This is a genomic window from Peribacillus sp. P4_D6, assembly GCF_056401795.1.
This window is the reverse complement of the sequence record NZ_JBFUIQ010000013.1, coordinates 39,106-55,431: the sequence shown is the minus strand read 5'-3', so window position 1 is coordinate 55,431 and position 16,326 is coordinate 39,106. Positions and strand designations below refer to the sequence as shown.

The following is a 16,326-nucleotide window of genomic DNA, read 5'->3' as shown; positions in this document are numbered from 1 at the left end:
AATGCCACCTTCGCTATTCAGTTATATTTTTAACCCGGTAGTAAGTTATACAGATTATCAGTCAGACTAAATAGAGGAGAATAGGCAACCTAGTCCGCTGGGTGCTCGGAAGGATAAATTCGAATCTTACAAGCGGCATTACTGCGCTATTAAAAGGAGGAAAAAAGTATGAGCCATGCAGTGATTACTGTAAAAGGGTTAAAAAAATCCTTTAAAGACAATGAAGTTTTAAAGGGGGTGGATTTTGAGGTGCGGCGTGGCGAAATTTTTGCCCTGCTGGGCTCAAATGGAGCGGGCAAGACGACGACGGTCAACATCCTCTCGACGCTGATGAAGTCCGATGGCGGCGAAGTAGGTATTTGCGGCTTTGACGTTCAGCGTGAACCGGATCATGTTCGCCAGAGCATCAGCCTGACAGGACAGTTTGCAGCTTTAGACGGCATGCTCACCGGGCGGGAAAACCTGCTGATGATCGCCAATTTGCGGGGAGTTTCCAATCCCGCTCAAGTCGCCGACAATCTGCTTGCGAGATTCAGCCTGACCGATGCGGCCAACCGCCGGGCGGATAAATATTCCGGCGGGATGAAGCGCCGGCTTGACATCGCGATGAGCCTGATTGGGACGCCAGCAGTCATTTTTCTCGACGAACCGACGACAGGGCTTGACCCCGAAGCCCGGATTGAAGTCTGGGATACGGTCAAGGAGCTAGCTGGCGGCGGCACGACAATTCTGCTGACAACCCAATACCTGGAGGAAGCCGAACAACTGGCGGACCGTATCGCCATCCTGCATGGCGGAAAAATCATCTCGACCGGGACCCTTACCGAACTCAAGGAGATGTTCCCGCCAGCGAAAGTAGAGTACATCGAGAAGCAGCCGACATTGGAGGAAATTTTCCTCGCGATCATCGGCAAAAAGGAGGAGATGTAAATGAATAGCAAAACAGGGGTATTACTAGGGCGTTTAATGCGCAACATCATGCGCAGCCCGGATACGATTATCACGGTGGCGATCACGCCAATTATGATGATGTTGCTGTTTGTCTACGTATTTGGCGGCGCCATAGAGGCAGGCACGGACAACTACGTCAATTATTTATTGCCGGGAATCTTGCTGATGGCTATCGCATCCGGCGTCGCTTACACTTCAGTAAGGCTGTTTTCGGATGTAAAGAGCGGGTTGATGGCGCGTTTCATTACCATGCCCATCAAGCGCTCGTCGGTATTGTGGGCTCACGTGTTGACCTCGCTAATATCCAATTTGCTTACTGTCGTCGTGGTTATCCTCGTCGCACTCTTGATGGGCTTCCGTTCCAGCGCTGATATCCTGGCTTGGCTAGCGGTAGCTGGGATAATCGTGCTGTTTACGCTGGCGCTGACATGGCTGGCGGTCATTCCTGGATTGACAGCGGGGTCTTTGGAAGGGGCGACAGCCTACTCGTACCCGCTGATTTTCCTGCCGTTTATCAGTTCGGCCTTTGTCCCCACCGAAACCATGCCTAAAATTGTCCGTGCGTTCGCCGAGAACCAGCCAGTGACTTCAATCGTGAATGCGATTCGTGCCCTTTTGTATGAAGGGTCTGTTGGGAACGATATCTGGATTTCGCTTGCCTGGTGTGTCGGCATCATGGTCATCGCTTACTTCTTCGCCAGTAAAGTATTTAAACGCCAGTTCGGGTAAGTACACCATTATCGGATTGGTCATTTCATAGTCAGCCGATGCGATGAATGCTGCATCACTTGGAAGTCTGTTTAAATGCCGGGGCAACCATCGATGAAATCATGGAAACCTTCAAAATTGGTGTGATTGGTGGCGGCCACTTATCCCATCATGGGATTTGCCATACTTGCTTTAGAAGAATTTACAGCAAAAGGGTAGTGGTCGTTCGCAGTGGAAAAATGAAAAGAATAAAGCACATAGATGTAATTGACAGGAAAAGAGTAGATTCAGAAACAAAACCGCTTTGGGAATCAATGTCTTTAAAAATAGATTCCTTTCATTATCATAAAATGCGTGGAGCTCCCCGCGGAATTCACGAGTAAATCTGCAAAACTACGAATAAAAGCAAAATGATTGCTGAAAATAATCCTGAAATTAAAAAAGCGATGCCCCCGGAATTCTGGGGGCATCTTCATTATCATCTTTTCCTAGGGGAATAATCCAATTCCTTAAATAGTTCCGTCAATTCATCCTCGGTCAGGTCGCGCCATTGTCCGATCGCCAGTCCGTCCAGATGGATGTTCATGATCCGGATTCGATGTAAATCACGGACTTCATAACCTAGTGCGGAGCACATACGGCGGATTTGCCTGTTCAGTCCTTGCATTAAAGTGATGTTAAATGTGTATTTGGTCAACTGCTCAACTTTACAAGGAAGTGTTTTCGTATCCAAAATCTCCACTCCGGATGACATATCTTTGATGAAGGAAGCGGTAAGTGGCTTATCCACGGTTACGATGTATTCTTTTTCATGCTTGTTTTCTGCACGAAGGATTTCATTAACGATATCTCCGTCATTTGTAAGAAGGATCAGACCGCTTGAGTCTTTGTCCAGCCGTCCGATATGAAAAATGCGAAGCGGATGATTTACAAAATCAACGATGTTCCCTTTTATGTGTTTTTCGGTCGTACTTGTAATCCCTATCGGTTTATTCAGTGCAATATAGACATTTTGCTGTTCGACTTTTATCGGCTTGCCGTCCACCCGGACATCATCGCCGGATTCAGCTTGACTGCCGAGCTCAGCTACAGTGCCATTAATCGTCACACGGCCTTCGACTATCCATTTGTCTGCGCCTCGTCGCGAGGTAATTCCGGATTCACTGATAAATTTATTGATCCTCAACTAAAGCACACCTTTACATTCAGATTTTCTTCTTTAAAGGATAACGTAAATCATGGTGCATAGACAAGGGGAAAAGAGAAGAAAGCGTTCGTTGATGTGTATCACTGGATGCCCTTTACATGTTCTTCGTGACAGCTGACGGATCTGCTTTTTTCTTTTTGCTTGTCAGGTAGACGCCGAGGAAAACAAGGAGGCCACCGAGGGTTTGGATGGTCGTAATCGCATGACCCAAAATAAGGCTTAGAATGGCGGTAAATACAGCAATCAGATTTAGATAAATCCCAGCCTGGCCGGCATTGATATGGCGAAGGGAAATATTCCAGAAAATAAATGAGCCGACAGAAGGGAAAATCCCGATATATAAAAGACCGGTGATGGCTTTACTGCTTAAATCAAGGTTCATTCCCGAGCCAATGGCAAATGGAGCAATGAGAAACAAACCGAGAAATACGGAAACGGCAGTAGCTGAGATGATCGGAATGTTTTTCAGTTTTTTACCGATTATAGAATAGAAGGTCCAAACGAGAATCGCCAGGATCATCAATAGGTCGCCTTTATTATAATTGAACTGGAATATATCCAGAAGGTGTCCTTTTGTCAAGACCAATAAAACGCCGAATAAAGATATGATAAGTCCAAGTGCATGTAGGGATGAAATTTTCTCCTTTAACAGTAAAGCGGAAAAAAGAACAATTAATGCAGGGTTCATGGAATTGACAAGAGCTGCATTCATGGAAGTTGTATAGGTCAGAGCCCAATAAAGGAAAAAATTATAACTGATGATTCCGAGCATACCCATGACTAATAGTAATTTCCAGGCTTTCCATACACTCTTCCAGTCTGGTTTTTCAATCCATTGCGCTAAAGGAAACAATAAGAAAACGGCGATTAGCCATCGCGCAAATGTTAGTTGGATCGGGGAAAGTTCGGTCACAACGTACTTTCAGAATATATAATTACCGGCCCAGAACAAATTTGCCAAGATAAGAAATAAAATAACAATAGATTTTTTCATCAGACTGCCTCTCCCTAAAATTATGGAATATTCACTAAATATAGCAAAATAGGGGTTCCTAAGCAATATAGGGGGCCTTATCAGTCAGTTTTGGACAGAATAAAAAGGCCGTTCAACTTTAGCTGAACAGCCTTTTCACACATCTATATTAAGCGAAAATGGCACTGATTTCGGCGATTTCATCCATGGTTAGATCAACGTCCAATGCTTGTAGGTTGCGTGTGACCTGTTCTGGTTTTTTCGCTCCGGGAATCAGTACATCTATCGAGTGCCTGGTTAAATACCAAGCTAGTACGACATCGGCGACATCGGTATGCTTCCTGTTGGCGATCGCCCGAACTTCTTCCACTTTTTGCAGGTTGCTTACAAAGGCTTGTCCTTGGAAAAGCGGACTTTTTGCCCGGCCGTCATCGAATGTTGATTCCTGATTATATTTGCCGCCGAGCAAACCGGAAGCAAGGGGGAAATAAGGAATGAAGGAAATATCATTTTCGGCTGTATATGGCAGCAGGTCTTGTTCTGCCTCCCGTTTGAATAGATTGTACTCGGATTGCAGGACATCGACATAGCCGTCTTTATTCGCTTCCTTCAATTGTTCGAACGAAAAGTTAGAGACGCCGATTGACTTTATCTTGCCTGCATCCTTCAATTCCTTTAAGGCACCTACTGCTTCATCTTTAGGGGTATCACCATCAGGGAAATGGATATAGAATAAGTCGATGTAGTCTGTTTGGAGCCTTTTTAGACTCGAGTCCACGGCATTTTTCAGAAAAGCGGGAGAGTTATCAAAAACGATGCTGCCATCGACAAATTTGTGTGCCCCTTTAGTGGCAAGGACTATGTCTTCGCGTTTGCGGCTCTCTTTAAGGATTTCACCGATAAGTTCTTCTGAACGTTCAGGACCGTAAATGTAAGCTGTATCCCAAAAGTTGATTCCTTCTTCCAATGCCGTTCTCAAAACATCCCTTCCTGTATCCTCACTTAGATTAGGGAAAAGGTTATGTCCGCCAATTGCATTCGTGCCAAGGCCAATCGGGTTTACATACAGATCTGTTTTACCAATACGGGTTTGCTTAGACATATTACTTATCATCTCCTTTGACACCATCATAACAAAAAGCCGTTGCCGATTTCCAAAATAAAGCAATGAAGGTGTGTACAAAATAAGCAGATGACCGGAAAGATCACCTGCTTACTTCATTATTATAGTGTTTCGACTTCCAACTCCTCAGCGGAAGCTGTTTGTCCGATTTGACTGAGCAGAATGCCAAGGGCTGTACCGACGAGAGCAGGGATGACCCATTCCATGCCGTAAGCGGAAAGGGGAAGGACATCAGTCAAGGTTTGTACGGGTCCTAATTGTAAGCCAAAAGCATTCAGCCCATCCATCAAGGCGAAGACTCCTGTGAAAGTCATTGCACTGCGATAAACCTTCTTCGGATTTTTGAAATGACGGCTGAAGAATGTCAGGACAATCAGGACGATCGTTAGCGGATAAGCCATCACAAGGAATGGTACCGATACTTTCAGAATTTGATTCAGACCCATATTTGAAAGGATGAAACCGACGATTGTTACAATCAGAATGACGGTTTTATAGTTCAGCTTGGGGAAAAGGTTCGAGAAATACTGTCCGCAAGCAGTCGTCAACCCGACAACGGTGGTGAAGCATGCCAAAGTGAAAATGATGCCAAGAAGGGCCTTCCCGCCGGTTCCTAGTAAAAGGGTGGAAGCGACAGTGAGGATATCCGTTCCGTTTTCGAATGACCCACCGGCCGCCATGCGTGCTCCCATTACACCTAAGGAGATATAAACTAAAGAAAGCAAAACGCCAGCGATGAGACCCGCTTTTACTGTATATCTCGTCAATTGTTTTCGTTCGGAAATCCCCCTTTGCTGGATTGAAGTAAGGATGACGATCCCAAAGGCCAAGGCAGCTAAAGCATCCATCGTATTGTAGCCTTCGATGAACCCTTTCGAAAAGGCTCCTGCAGCATATGCTTCGGTTGGAGCTTGGAAAGGAGCATCAAGCTTTACGAACCCAACGACACAGAGAATGACCATGGACAAAAGTAGAACGGGCGTGATCCAGCGTCCCATGAAGGTTTCCATTTTTTCCGGATTCAATGAAATGGCATAAACGATGATGAAAAATATGGTTGTGAACATGAATAGAAATAGTGGTTGATCCACAGAGTCGCCAAGATACGGCTTGAAGCCCATTTCATAGGCAACATTCGCATTCCGCGGAATGGCCAGAAACGGCCCGATGCTTAAATAGATTACGACCATGAACAACGTGCTGAATAGGGGATGTACTCGGGCACCGATGGTTTGTGCGCCGCCTTTAACAAGTGAGACTGCAAGAAGCACCAAAATTGGCAGGCCGACTCCGGTGGCGACAAAACCGGCGATGGCTGGCCAGAAAGACGTTCCAGAAGATGCTCCTAAAAATGGAGGGAATATGAGATTCCCGGCTCCGAAAAACATTGAGAAAAGCATAAGGCCGATAAATAATGTGTCTGTTTTTTTCATGGTGATTTCTCCTTTTTTTAAAATGATAACTCCCGCCGACTGGCCTGAAAAAGGCTAATTAAAGTGTTTTGTGCAAATAAAAAACTCGCCCCTGAAAAATCAGGGACGAGTTTGTGCTCGCGTTACCACCCATATTCCGCACTTCAAAGAAGCTGCGGCACTCAGTCAACGTACGAATTCATACGTGATCCATTGTAACGGCGGAAACCCGTCAAAGCCTACTGCATTTTCAGCTTTGCATCTCAGAGATGATTTTCGGATAGGCCTTGGACATCGACTTCCACCACATGTCGACTCTCTGTGGAACAGGGTTCTCATCTTACTCTTTCTCTTCATAGATTTTATAATATAAAGATAATTTAGCAAATTCTGATTATGAAGTCAACATAATTTATCATTAATCCTTTCAAAGGAGCAGGAAATTAGTCCCCATTTGGCGAAACCAACTTTATCAAGAGTGTTTTTTGAAGAAGAATAGGATATTACTCCCTATTATCTTTCTAATCGCAACTATATTATAATAGAAGGCAGAACACTAAAGGAGACAACAACATGTCTGAAAATAAAAAATTAAGCCTGGCGGATGCAGTCAAACAAAAACTGGCTCAAAAGCAAGCAGGATCAAGTAAAGATAAACTGGAAACAGGCGTTGTGAAGAAAACGAAACAGCTAAAAAGCCAGTTGACCAAAAAGCCGAATAACCAACGTAAGCGTACAGGGGTATAATCCTAATTCGTCAAAGGACAAGTACTGTTCGGAGCTTATCAGTGAGCAGTTACCTTTTATGAATGAGGGTACTGCTTTTTTATATGAATGCAAAAATGGGGATCAAGTAATGGACGAGCCAGAGTGATTTTGTTTTTACCGTTTATAGGTAAGTTGAAGGGCTGGGCTTCTGGTCATTTAGAGGGATGGAGAATGGTTCGCTCACTTCTAGCTGATATGTGGTAAAACTAGAAAAACATATTTTCTCGAAAATGGAAATGACATCTCTGTATCGGTTTATTAAAAACATTACAGTTCCAGTTGGTTCTGTTTTAAAATTGTAAGAGTGGTGACATGTTGTTACCATATTGTTTTGTTAAAATAACATTTTAAGGTTTTGTAAATGATTTTTTAACTAAAGGAACCTATAAATTGAATATTAGGTCTGCTATGAGTCTTATAGAATCAGTGATTATCCTTTAATTGAAAATATGAAATATATCGGGGGAATAAAGATGGACGAACGTCTGATCGGAAAAAAATATTATGAAACGATGCTTGAGGATACAAGGAAGCATCCCATTCAAGCTTTGGGTGAAATGTTCCTCGTGGAACAAAAAAAGGAAAGATCCGATTTAACCGCAATTAGATTTGCTCAAGGAGAGGTGTATTTTCAGCACCATGACTATGAAGCAGCCATTTTTAAATGGGAAAACATAGAAGGGGAACTTGGTTCCTGGGCGAAGAAAAACATCGCTGATGCGTATTTTGAATTGGAAATGTATTCAACCGCAGAGGATATCTATAAATCCGTCGATACGGATGAAGCTGTCTTGAAAACAGAAGTTCTTTTGCAGCTGTTTTCCCTGTACATAGTGGAATCGAGAAATGATTTGGCTTCCAAAGTCGTGAAAGAAGCAGTCGAGTTTCAACCAGACTACCCGAATGTCACTGAAATTGCACGCGCCTTTTTTGAAGAACAAAAGGATTGGAACAGTGCGGTGGTATTAGCGGCGAATGAAAGTATCCGTACAGAGTCAATGGGCTGGTTCGATGTGCTGAAAACGTATATCCAGCAGGGTGTTGCCCAATCGATGGAGCCGGATTATTTCTCAACTGTCCTTGGTTCGCTATACACACTCGACCAGGAACGTTTCGAGAAAATGACGGTTGCCCTTTGGAAAAATTATAAATATACGGATGCTTATTTCGAATGGTTAAGAGTGATTAATAATTTGATAGATACCATCGAATTGAACCATGCGGATGTATGGGATGAGCTTTCCGTCTATTACAGGGATGCATATGCAGGTTTGTTAGAAGGAACGCATCTAATCAAAGAATTAAGTCCTGTCGTGCCAAGGTTGCTGGAAAACTGGCTCAAAATCGCAGACGGGGAGCTTTCGCTGTTTGCGGCGGCATCCACGTTGTCCTGGAATGAAATCTTCCCGGATACGATTAATGCGCTGGTCATTCAGGATGCGGAGAGCCTGCTTTCGAAATCGCCTAAATTGGGAGGCGGACTGGAAGCGGGAGAGAAACTGTTCAATTCCATTATCCAGTGGGCTGAAGATAATGATTTAAGGGTTGGAAATAAGCTTAAATGGATGGTGGAGGGGCTTAAAGATACCAGCAATTTCAATCTCCTTCTTGCAGGAAGTACAGGAAATGGAAAGACATCCTTTATTCAGTCAATCGTTGGAGAGAGCATTGCTGCTGAGGACCATTCTTCCCTAGTCAGTGTCAAAGACGGGGATGATTTGGAAATCCTTGAAATTACCGATACAGATAGCAAAGTTGTCGAGGAGCTAACTGATTTGGATGAAACACGCCGTCAGCGCGGGACTATAGTCGATGTGACAATCATCAGTGACTACCTAAGAAATAATCATTTGCGATTATTGGATACACCGGGGTTCAATGGGGAACAAAGCGTGGAATCCGATTTCCAAGGCTATTTACATGGCAGTGATGGCCTGATGTTCGTTCTTGACGCCAGGGCTCCTTTCACCGGCAGCGAAAGGGATCTGTTATTGGAAATTCAAATGATGGCACCTAAACTGCCGATCCATTTCCTATTAAATAAAATGGATACGATATACAGTGATCAGGTCGCAGTCCGGATGGAAGACGAAACATGGGATAAAGTGAATGCATATTTCCCGAATGCGAAAGTGTTCGCTTTCTCCAAACATTATGACAGCAGGCAGCAATTGAAGGACCTTTCAGCCTTCCTTCAATCGAATTATCAAGATGATAATTGGAAGGAAAGAAGATCTGAAAAAATCCTGGCATTCATTCGTAAAACTTTATCTTATCTATTAGAAAAACGGACAGCCAATGAGCGGAAATGCGAGCATTCCATCTCTTGGAATGAGCAGATGGAAGTCAAACTGAATGGAGCGGTCAATCAACTGGCTGATCTGGAAAAAGAAAAAAGTGAAAATATCATAAGGTCGTATCGTTCGCTTAAGGACGAAGTGAAAAGTCAGCTTTATTCAAAAATTCCTGAATTACTGAGGGATTGCTCTAAATCGTTAACGGAAAGCAGTGATTTCAGTCAGGTCCATGTACAGTTAAACCAGGAAATGAATGAGCGGATTCAAAACTTCATTTCTGACAAGATCATGCCTCAATATTACCGTTCTCTTCAAGACTGGATTGCCAGTTCCCAAATGGAGTTCTCACAAAGCCAGCAGTTCATGGATGAGATGAGTGCCGGATTCAATGAATTATACAAAGAAGAACGGATTACACTGGCAGGTGACTTCAGGGTATTGGATGACTGGCGCCGTGATGCCGATCGGATGACAAGCAGTATCCGCATCGAAAACGTTAATATCCTTTTGCGCAGGACTCCATCACAATTGCTGCTTAAAGGAGCAGGTAAGCTATTTGGGGCGATACCGCAAAATAAGGCCAATATGTACAATCGTTACAAGAAATACCTGGAAAGTGAAGATTACCTGGATGTTGCCGAAATGATCACGGAACGTTTCCTAACCCAATTTGGATTGTTTGAAAAATCATTGGATCGGGACATCTCACTTTTCTATCGCAGTTCATTTGCCTTACTTCAAAAAACGATAGAGCAGACGCAGACTGAAATAAAAGACTACCAGGCTGCATTGGAGCATATGAAAGAAAATCCTGAGGTTTACCGTGATCCGATCACGTTGTTCGAAGTGAAATTAAGGCAGTTGGAGAGGCTTGAAAAAATCGAGAAAAAGCGTCTAGCCCAGCTCCAAAGAAAATAAAAATAACAGGAAACATTTCAAATATTCAAAAATCTATTGACTTTACGACTATATCCCTATAAAGTGATAATTACGAAAACGTAACACAATATATCTCTTATCAAGAGTGGCGGAGGGACTGGCCCTAAGATGCCCAGCAACCGTTCCATTAGGAATTGGTGCTAAATCCTGCAAAACAGAAATGTTTTGACAGATAAGAGAGGGACAAGTCTGCAAAACAGCCGATTAAACCTCTCTATATTAGAGAGGTTTTTATTTTGGGATTTACACCGACTTAACTGATAAGACTAATTAGAAAACATGGAGGAGAACAAGATGAGAAGGTCTATTAAAGGGATATTCATTTCTGCCATCGCTTCGGCTTTGCTTTTAACGGGTTGCTCTGCAGGGCAGAGTTCCACAGAATCGAAGAAAGAAGAAAAAGTATCATTTGAAAATGTCCCGGAGAGATTTGCTGATGGCGATGGAGCCAAAATCAAAGTGATCCGTAAAATTGGCGGTGATGATCATACTGCCCAATACCTGGCGGGGGCGAAAGAAGAAGGAGAAGCACTGGGGTTTCAAGTCGATACGTACACAGCCAATGGTGATACGGCTAAATTCCATGATGCGATAGCACAGGCTTTGGAGGAAGATTACGACGGCTATATCATTTCACATGGTGATGATGCCGCAACTGTAAATGACGTTCAGAAGTTGGTTGATGCAGGTAAAAGCGTTGTCACATTCGATTCAATAAGCGATCTATCTAAAATAGAGGGCGTGACATTAACTTCACAAGATGATGAAGCGCTGGCAACACTGGCTTTCGATAAACTGATAAAAGAACAGAAAGGTGAAGCGGCAATTGCATATCTTTGGGTGGATGGTTTTCCTCCAATGGTAAGAAGAAATGCAGTCTATCAGGAAAAACTAAAAGAAAATCCCGGGATTAAAGAAGTCGAAAGATTCGGAGTGGCATCCGCTGATACTTCGGTTCAGACACAAAATGCTGTAGCCGCAATGCTGAATAAATACCCTAAAGGTAAATTGGATGCCATTTTCGCAACATGGGATGCCTTTGCTATCGGTGCAGCCCGGGCGATTAAAGAAGCGGGCCGCAATGAAGTGAAGATATATGGAATTGATGTTTCGAATGCAGATCTCCAGGAAATCCAATCGGCTGATAGCTCATGGTCCTACACGGCAGCAGTCGATCCCAAGTTGATCGGTGCAGTGAATATGAGGATATTGGCTAAAAAATTAGCTGGCGAAGAAACGCCGCAAACATATGATTTGGAGGCATCACTCATTTCGCAAAAGCAAATCCAAGCTTCAAAAGAAGCGGTAAACATGGCAAACCTGTCTGATATTGTCGATGGCTGGGGTGTATCGGAGGAATTTGAAGAGGATTGGATGAAGGTTTTGAAAGATCATTATAAAAAATAAAAAGAGACACTCTCTTTCCAGCGAAGGGAGTGTCTATTCTATAAGGGGGAATGGACATGGGCAAGCAACTAGAAATGAGGAAGATTTCGATTGAATTTCCGGGGGTGAAGGCGCTGAGTGAAGTTGATTTTTCCGTACAATCAGGGACAGCCCACGCATTGGTCGGTGCAAACGGAGCAGGGAAATCGACGTTAATGAAAGTTTTATCGGGAGCCCATGTTCATTATTCAGGTGACATTTTTATTGATGGGATGAAGCGGGATATCCGCTCGCCAAAAGCCGCTCAGGAACAGGGCATTCAAATAGTTCATCAGGAAGTGGATACCGCCCTCATCCCTTATTTAACAGTTGGGGAAAATGTAATGTTGAATGATATGGTCCAAAACATGGGAAAAAAACAAAGGGTACATTGGAAAGAACTGCACAACAAAGCCACTTCTATTCTTGAAGATATGAAAATTCATGTCCCTTCGAAAAAGTTGGTTAGAGACCTGACCTTGGCTGAAAAACAGATGGTCCTGATAGCAAGAGCCGTTTCGACAGAATGCAAATTCCTGATTCTCGACGAGCCAACTGCTCCGTTAAGTCATACGGAGACGACGGAACTTTTTCGAATTGTAAATGAATTAAAGCAAAAAGGCGTGGCAATCATTTTCATTTCACATCGTCTGCCTGAGATTTTTGAAATCTGTGAGGAAATTACGATCATGAGGAATGGGGAGCGTGTCACTTGTCGAAAAATCGAGGACATAACCCGTGCCGAAGTGGTAGAGAACATGCTTGGGAAAACCATGGATGAACAGTTTCCTGAAGTGAATGCTTCGATTGGAGACGTAATTCTGGAAGTGAACGGATTGTCAGATGCCGAGAAAGTTAAGAATGTCAGTCTGAATATTAAAGCAGGCGAAATAATCGGCTTGGCTGGGTTGGTCGGGGCTGGGAAAACGGAGCTGTGTAAAACCCTTTTCGGTCATACGTCCATCACAGCGGGTGAAGTCTTCCTGAATGGTCGAAAGCTTTCTCTGAAATCACCGCATGAAGCAGTAAAAAGCGGGCTGGCACTTGTACCTGAGGAACGCAGGAAAGAAGGGGTCCTTGTACAGGAATCAGTCTCGGCAAACTTGACTGCAGCCAGTCTCGGCAAATTCTGCAAAACATTCAGTGTCGTCGATCGTAAGGCGGAAAAGGAAAAGGCGAAGGAAATGATAGCAAGTCTCGGCATTAAAACTCCTTCAGGGGAAGTGAAGGTCGAAAACCTATCCGGTGGTAACCAGCAAAAAGTTGCGATTGGAAAATGGCTTATGGCAGATGCGGATGTATACATATTCGATGAACCAACGAAAGGGGTCGATGTCGGAGCCAAGAAGGATATATTCGAATTGATTGCAAAGCTTGCAAGGAATGGAAAAGCGATCATTTATGCATCCTCCGAGCTTACCGAAATCATTGGCATTACCAACCGGACCTATGTGTTATATGACGGGAGCACTGTCATCGAATTAGAAACAAGCAAAACGAATGAAGAAGAACTACTATTCTATTCAACAGGAGGTAAATAGGATGAGCATACCCATTCCTGTTACACAGACAGCGAAAGCGAAGAAAAAGGTGGAACTATTCGACTTTTTTTATAAATACGGCACAATATTGACGATTATCATTCTGATTGGAATTTTCGCCGTATCCAATCCATCTTTCATCCAAACTTCTAACCTGATAAACATCCTGCGTTCCATTTCAATCGTGACCATCATTGCGATCGGCATTACGATATCACTGACCGTGGATGGCTTCGACCTTTCCGTCGGCTCCGTCGCATCATTGGCCAATGCCATCGTCATCTCGATGTTTGTCTGGTTTTCTCAGGATACATTCATCGCCATATTAGCTGCGGTCGGTGCCTCACTTTTCGTAGGGGCTTTGAATTCATTCATGATCGTTAAATTGAGAATTCCCGACATGCTGATGACTTTGGCTACCATGTTCATTATCCAGGGAATTGCCCTTACCTATACAAAAGGGGCCACGGTTTCGCAAAATATGGTCATGCCAGACGGGACGTTCGCAACAGGACTGATCAGCCCGTTTTTCGCCAAAATTGGCCAGGTACCGTGGATAATCCTGATCATGGCCGTCATTGTGATAGCGACCCATATCTTTTTGACTTATACGAAGCACGGTCGTTATATGTACATTATTGGGGGAAATAAGGAAGCGGCGAGACTTTCCGGGATATCGGTTAATAAATACAAAATCCTTGCCTATCTGCTTTCGGCTCTATTTGCTGCAATCGGGGGAATTGTCCTTGCTTCAAGGGTCATGACATCGGAAATCAATTCAGGTTCCCCCTATTTAATGGATGCCGTTGCAGCAGCCTTTATTGGTTCCTCCGTTTTAGGAGCGGGAAAACCTAATGCCTTTGGAACCTTCATCGGTGCAGTCCTGATCGGAATCCTTCAAAATGGGCTCATCATGATGTCCGTTCCGTATTATGCGATGGATATCGTCAAAGGAACAGTGCTGGCCCTTGCGCTCGCGGTAACCTATTATAAGCAAAAACATTAAAAAGAATTCGTTACGTTACTCTACAGAAATCCAAAAATATGAAAAAATCCTGTTGTAATGCAACAGGATTTTTCCTTTTTAAAAAGGGAGGGGTTAAGGAGATCGTCATCATTTTACTTAGGCTAAAATGGTGGCAGGAGCACTTTTTGAACCCTCATTTTGGAGTATAAAGATTGACCGCAATTGTAATTTTTATAGGGACCTTATTTACCTTTTAATAAGATTGATAATGATCTATTGTAAAGTATGAACATTCATATCATATACTTATCTAAAGGAGAGTGTAAACTTATGCGCGAAACCTGTGTTCCAGCAGGTGTGAAACCGAATGAGACTGGCTTTGGATATACGCTGTCCTTGATAGGCGGCAAATATAAAATGATCATAATGTATTGGCTGTCTGAAAATAAGGTCATGCGTCATAATCAGCTGAAGCGAAGTATCGGTACCATTTCCTTTAAAACGCTAAGCATCATGTTAAAAGAGTTGGAGGCAGACGGCCTTATCATACGCAAGGAATTCCCCCAAATACCTCCAAAAGTAGAATATTCATTATCTGAACGTGGTCTATCTCTCATCCCATTGTTAAATATGATGTGCGAGTGGGGAGAGAAAAACAGTTTGCCAGCTCAGGAGACTAAACAGCCGGAGGTGTAGCTATTTTGATTAAATCAAAAGAAGTATTTCCCTGACAAGGAAATACTTTTTTAATGAACTGCCTATTATAGGTTATCGACAAAATTCAAATAATCTTGTGCGCTTTTTTCCAATTCTCTCACGGATGGCTCATTTTCAGCACCATAAAACGCAAAGAATGAACGATAATCTGCATTGCAGTATAGGAAGGTAGTTTCAAAGGGAGATAATAAATGTTCAAGTGTATAGCGATATCTTCCTTCTTCACTATAATCCTCTTCGTTAATTCCGGCAGATACAGCTAAAGCAGCTTTGCGATTCTTTAATTTATCGCCTCCATTTGAACCATAAGCCCAACCATAAGTAAAAACATCGTCAAGCCATCTTTTTAGGAGAGGCGGACAATTAAACCAATAAAAAGGGAACTGTAAAACAAGATTACTATGCGATTCGATTAATTGCTGTTCTTTTTCCGCATTAATGTTTCCGTCAGGGTAAACCTTATACAATTCGTGTACTGTATACTTCTCCGGATATTTCCTTAGCGAATCTACCCATCGCTTATTTATGACGGATGTTTCCAGACTGGGGTGTGCTACGATAACAAGTGTTTTCAAAGATTTCTCCTCCTTAACTATTATTTATTTTAAGTATAAAGTGCACTCTGCAAGTGCGTAAGTATGCACTTTTAGTATAGGTACTTACCTAAAGGAGAGTGTTAAATCAGGTTTAACTAAAAAAACGATCTGTAAATTCCAATATGAAGAAGATGTTAATAAGGGAATCTTAAAAGGTCAGATAGTCACTTTTATATAGGAGGGATATGTACGGCTTTGAATTAGCCAAAATTGTTCGTGAAGAAAATATTAAAGACGTATCTCAGTGTGTGAAGAAGGCCTAAAACAAAAACTCCTGGAATGGTAATTTGTTAGAGATGTGATTGATTCCTTTTTAGATTGGGGGAAATAAGGAAGCGGCTAGACTTTCCGGGATATCAGTTAATACCCATCTGATTTCAGTTCTATTTGCTGCAATCGGGGGAATTGTCCTTGCATTAAGGGGCATGAAATCGGAAATCAATTCAGGATCCCGCTATTGATGCCGTCGCAGCAGCCTTCATTGGTTCCTCCGTTTTAGGAGCAGGAAAACCGAATGCCTTTGGAGGCTTCAGCGGTGCAGTCCTGAGCGGATTCCTTATCATGGATGCGATTGATATCATCAAAGGGAACAGTTCTTGCCCTTGCGCTCGCGGTAACCTATTACAAGCTAAAACACTAAAGTTTTACGAAAGATTAAGAAGAAAGAGGAAGAGGGTTCTTTTTAACCCTCTTTCCAATACA

At 43.1% G+C, this 16,326-nt stretch carries 14 protein-coding genes, 1 pseudogene, 1 riboswitch and 1 other annotated feature; of the genes and pseudogenes, 10 read left to right on the top strand and 5 right to left on the bottom strand.

Features of this window, described 5'->3' with window-relative positions; all coding sequences use genetic code 11:
• Positions 1-168 precede the first annotated feature (168 nt).
• Genes AC1DVB_RS06980 through AC1DVB_RS06970 form a run of 3 tightly spaced genes read left to right on the top strand, consistent with a single transcriptional unit; the run spans position 169 to position 2,042 of the window.
• Positions 169-930, top strand: coding sequence for an ABC transporter ATP-binding protein (locus tag AC1DVB_RS06980; RefSeq protein WP_095678687.1), 762 nt, complete (start codon positions 169-171; stop codon positions 928-930).
• Positions 931-1,680 (top strand): ABC transporter permease, encoded by a 750-nt coding sequence (locus AC1DVB_RS06975; RefSeq protein WP_057278549.1) that lies wholly within the window; start codon positions 931-933, stop codon positions 1,678-1,680.
• A gap of 59 nt (positions 1,681-1,739) precedes the next feature.
• Positions 1,740-2,042 carry a hypothetical protein gene (locus AC1DVB_RS06970; protein WP_057278550.1) on the top strand — a complete coding sequence of 101 codons (303 nt, stop codon included), beginning with the start codon at positions 1,740-1,742 and terminating at the stop codon, positions 2,040-2,042.
• A 95-nt stretch (positions 2,043-2,137) separates the two neighbouring features.
• Here the strand turns inward: AC1DVB_RS06970 and rluF are convergent, their stop codons facing one another.
• From rluF to brnQ, 4 genes are all read right to left on the bottom strand, one after another.
• Positions 2,138-2,845, bottom strand: a complete 708-nt coding sequence (gene rluF / locus AC1DVB_RS06965; protein ID WP_477588707.1) for a 23S rRNA pseudouridine(2604) synthase RluF — start codon at positions 2,843-2,845, stop codon at positions 2,138-2,140.
• A 115-nt stretch (positions 2,846-2,960) separates the two neighbouring features.
• Positions 2,961-3,779 carry a DMT family transporter gene (locus AC1DVB_RS06960; RefSeq protein ID WP_477588705.1) on the bottom strand — a complete coding sequence of 273 codons (819 nt, stop codon included), beginning with the start codon at positions 3,777-3,779 and terminating at the stop codon, positions 2,961-2,963.
• 229 nt (positions 3,780-4,008) lie between these two features.
• On the bottom strand, positions 4,009-4,941 hold the full coding sequence (locus AC1DVB_RS06955; RefSeq protein ID WP_063595316.1) for an aldo/keto reductase: 933 nt from the start codon (positions 4,939-4,941) through the stop codon (positions 4,009-4,011).
• Between the two features lie 122 nt (positions 4,942-5,063).
• Entirely contained in the window at positions 5,064-6,395 is a 1,332-nt protein-coding gene (brnQ, locus tag AC1DVB_RS06950) for a branched-chain amino acid transport system II carrier protein (RefSeq protein ID WP_057278553.1), read from the bottom strand.
• Between the two features lie 98 nt (positions 6,396-6,493).
• Positions 6,494-6,740: a binding site (T-box leader), on the bottom strand.
• Between the two features lie 207 nt (positions 6,741-6,947).
• On the opposite strand from brnQ, the gene AC1DVB_RS06945 reads away from it, so the two are divergent.
• The 6 genes from AC1DVB_RS06945 to AC1DVB_RS06920 all read left to right on the top strand — a co-directional run bounded on the left by AC1DVB_RS06945 (position 6,948) and on the right by AC1DVB_RS06920 (position 15,007).
• Positions 6,948-7,121, top strand: coding sequence for a hypothetical protein (locus AC1DVB_RS06945; RefSeq protein ID WP_164468807.1), 174 nt, complete (start codon positions 6,948-6,950; stop codon positions 7,119-7,121).
• 494 nt (positions 7,122-7,615) lie between these two features.
• Positions 7,616-10,357, top strand: a complete 2,742-nt coding sequence (locus AC1DVB_RS06940; protein ID WP_222620070.1) for a GTPase domain-containing protein — start codon at positions 7,616-7,618, stop codon at positions 10,355-10,357.
• A gap of 94 nt (positions 10,358-10,451) precedes the next feature.
• A riboswitch (SAM riboswitch) is annotated at positions 10,452-10,557 on the top strand.
• A gap of 115 nt (positions 10,558-10,672) precedes the next feature.
• The gene (locus AC1DVB_RS06935) at positions 10,673-11,785 is read left to right on the top strand and encodes a sugar ABC transporter substrate-binding protein (RefSeq protein ID WP_230134356.1); all 1,113 of its coding nucleotides are present in this window, start codon (positions 10,673-10,675) and stop codon (positions 11,783-11,785) included.
• 56 nt (positions 11,786-11,841) lie between these two features.
• On the top strand, positions 11,842-13,344 hold the full coding sequence (locus AC1DVB_RS06930) for a sugar ABC transporter ATP-binding protein (protein WP_230134575.1): 1,503 nt from the start codon (positions 11,842-11,844) through the stop codon (positions 13,342-13,344).
• A gap of 1 nt (position 13,345) precedes the next feature.
• Positions 13,346-14,350 carry an ABC transporter permease gene (locus AC1DVB_RS06925; protein ID WP_034305912.1) on the top strand — a complete coding sequence of 335 codons (1,005 nt, stop codon included), beginning with the start codon at positions 13,346-13,348 and terminating at the stop codon, positions 14,348-14,350.
• Positions 14,351-14,641: 291 nt separating this feature from the next.
• Positions 14,642-15,007, top strand: coding sequence for a winged helix-turn-helix transcriptional regulator (locus tag AC1DVB_RS06920; protein ID WP_230134576.1), 366 nt, complete (start codon positions 14,642-14,644; stop codon positions 15,005-15,007).
• Between the two features lie 65 nt (positions 15,008-15,072).
• On the opposite strand, the gene AC1DVB_RS06915 is transcribed toward AC1DVB_RS06920, so the two are convergent.
• Complete coding sequence (locus AC1DVB_RS06915) at positions 15,073-15,603, bottom strand: NAD(P)H-dependent oxidoreductase (protein ID WP_230134577.1); 531 nt, start codon at positions 15,601-15,603, stop codon at positions 15,073-15,075.
• Positions 15,604-15,941: 338 nt separating this feature from the next.
• On the opposite strand from AC1DVB_RS06915, the pseudogene AC1DVB_RS06910 reads away from it, so the two are divergent.
• A pseudogene (locus AC1DVB_RS06910) lies at positions 15,942-16,264 on the top strand (ABC transporter permease); the annotation flags it as partial.
• Positions 16,265-16,326 lie beyond the last annotated feature (62 nt).

Coding starts and splice junctions, on each gene's coding strand:
- AC1DVB_RS06980 (WP_095678687.1), top strand. CDS start 169: ATGAGCCATGCAGTGATTACTGTAAAAGGGTTAAAAAAATCCTTTAAA.
- AC1DVB_RS06975 (WP_057278549.1), top strand. CDS start 931: ATGAATAGCAAAACAGGGGTATTACTAGGGCGTTTAATGCGCAACATC.
- AC1DVB_RS06955 (WP_063595316.1), bottom strand. CDS start 4,941: ATGTCTAAGCAAACCCGTATTGGTAAAACAGATCTGTATGTAAACCCG.
- brnQ (WP_057278553.1), bottom strand. CDS start 6,395: ATGAAAAAAACAGACACATTATTTATCGGCCTTATGCTTTTCTCAATG.
- AC1DVB_RS06945 (WP_164468807.1), top strand. CDS start 6,948: ATGTCTGAAAATAAAAAATTAAGCCTGGCGGATGCAGTCAAACAAAAA.
- AC1DVB_RS06940 (WP_222620070.1), top strand. CDS start 7,616: ATGGACGAACGTCTGATCGGAAAAAAATATTATGAAACGATGCTTGAG.
- AC1DVB_RS06935 (WP_230134356.1), top strand. CDS start 10,673: ATGAGAAGGTCTATTAAAGGGATATTCATTTCTGCCATCGCTTCGGCT.
- AC1DVB_RS06930 (WP_230134575.1), top strand. CDS start 11,842: ATGGGCAAGCAACTAGAAATGAGGAAGATTTCGATTGAATTTCCGGGG.
- AC1DVB_RS06925 (WP_034305912.1), top strand. CDS start 13,346: ATGAGCATACCCATTCCTGTTACACAGACAGCGAAAGCGAAGAAAAAG.
- AC1DVB_RS06920 (WP_230134576.1), top strand. CDS start 14,642: ATGCGCGAAACCTGTGTTCCAGCAGGTGTGAAACCGAATGAGACTGGC.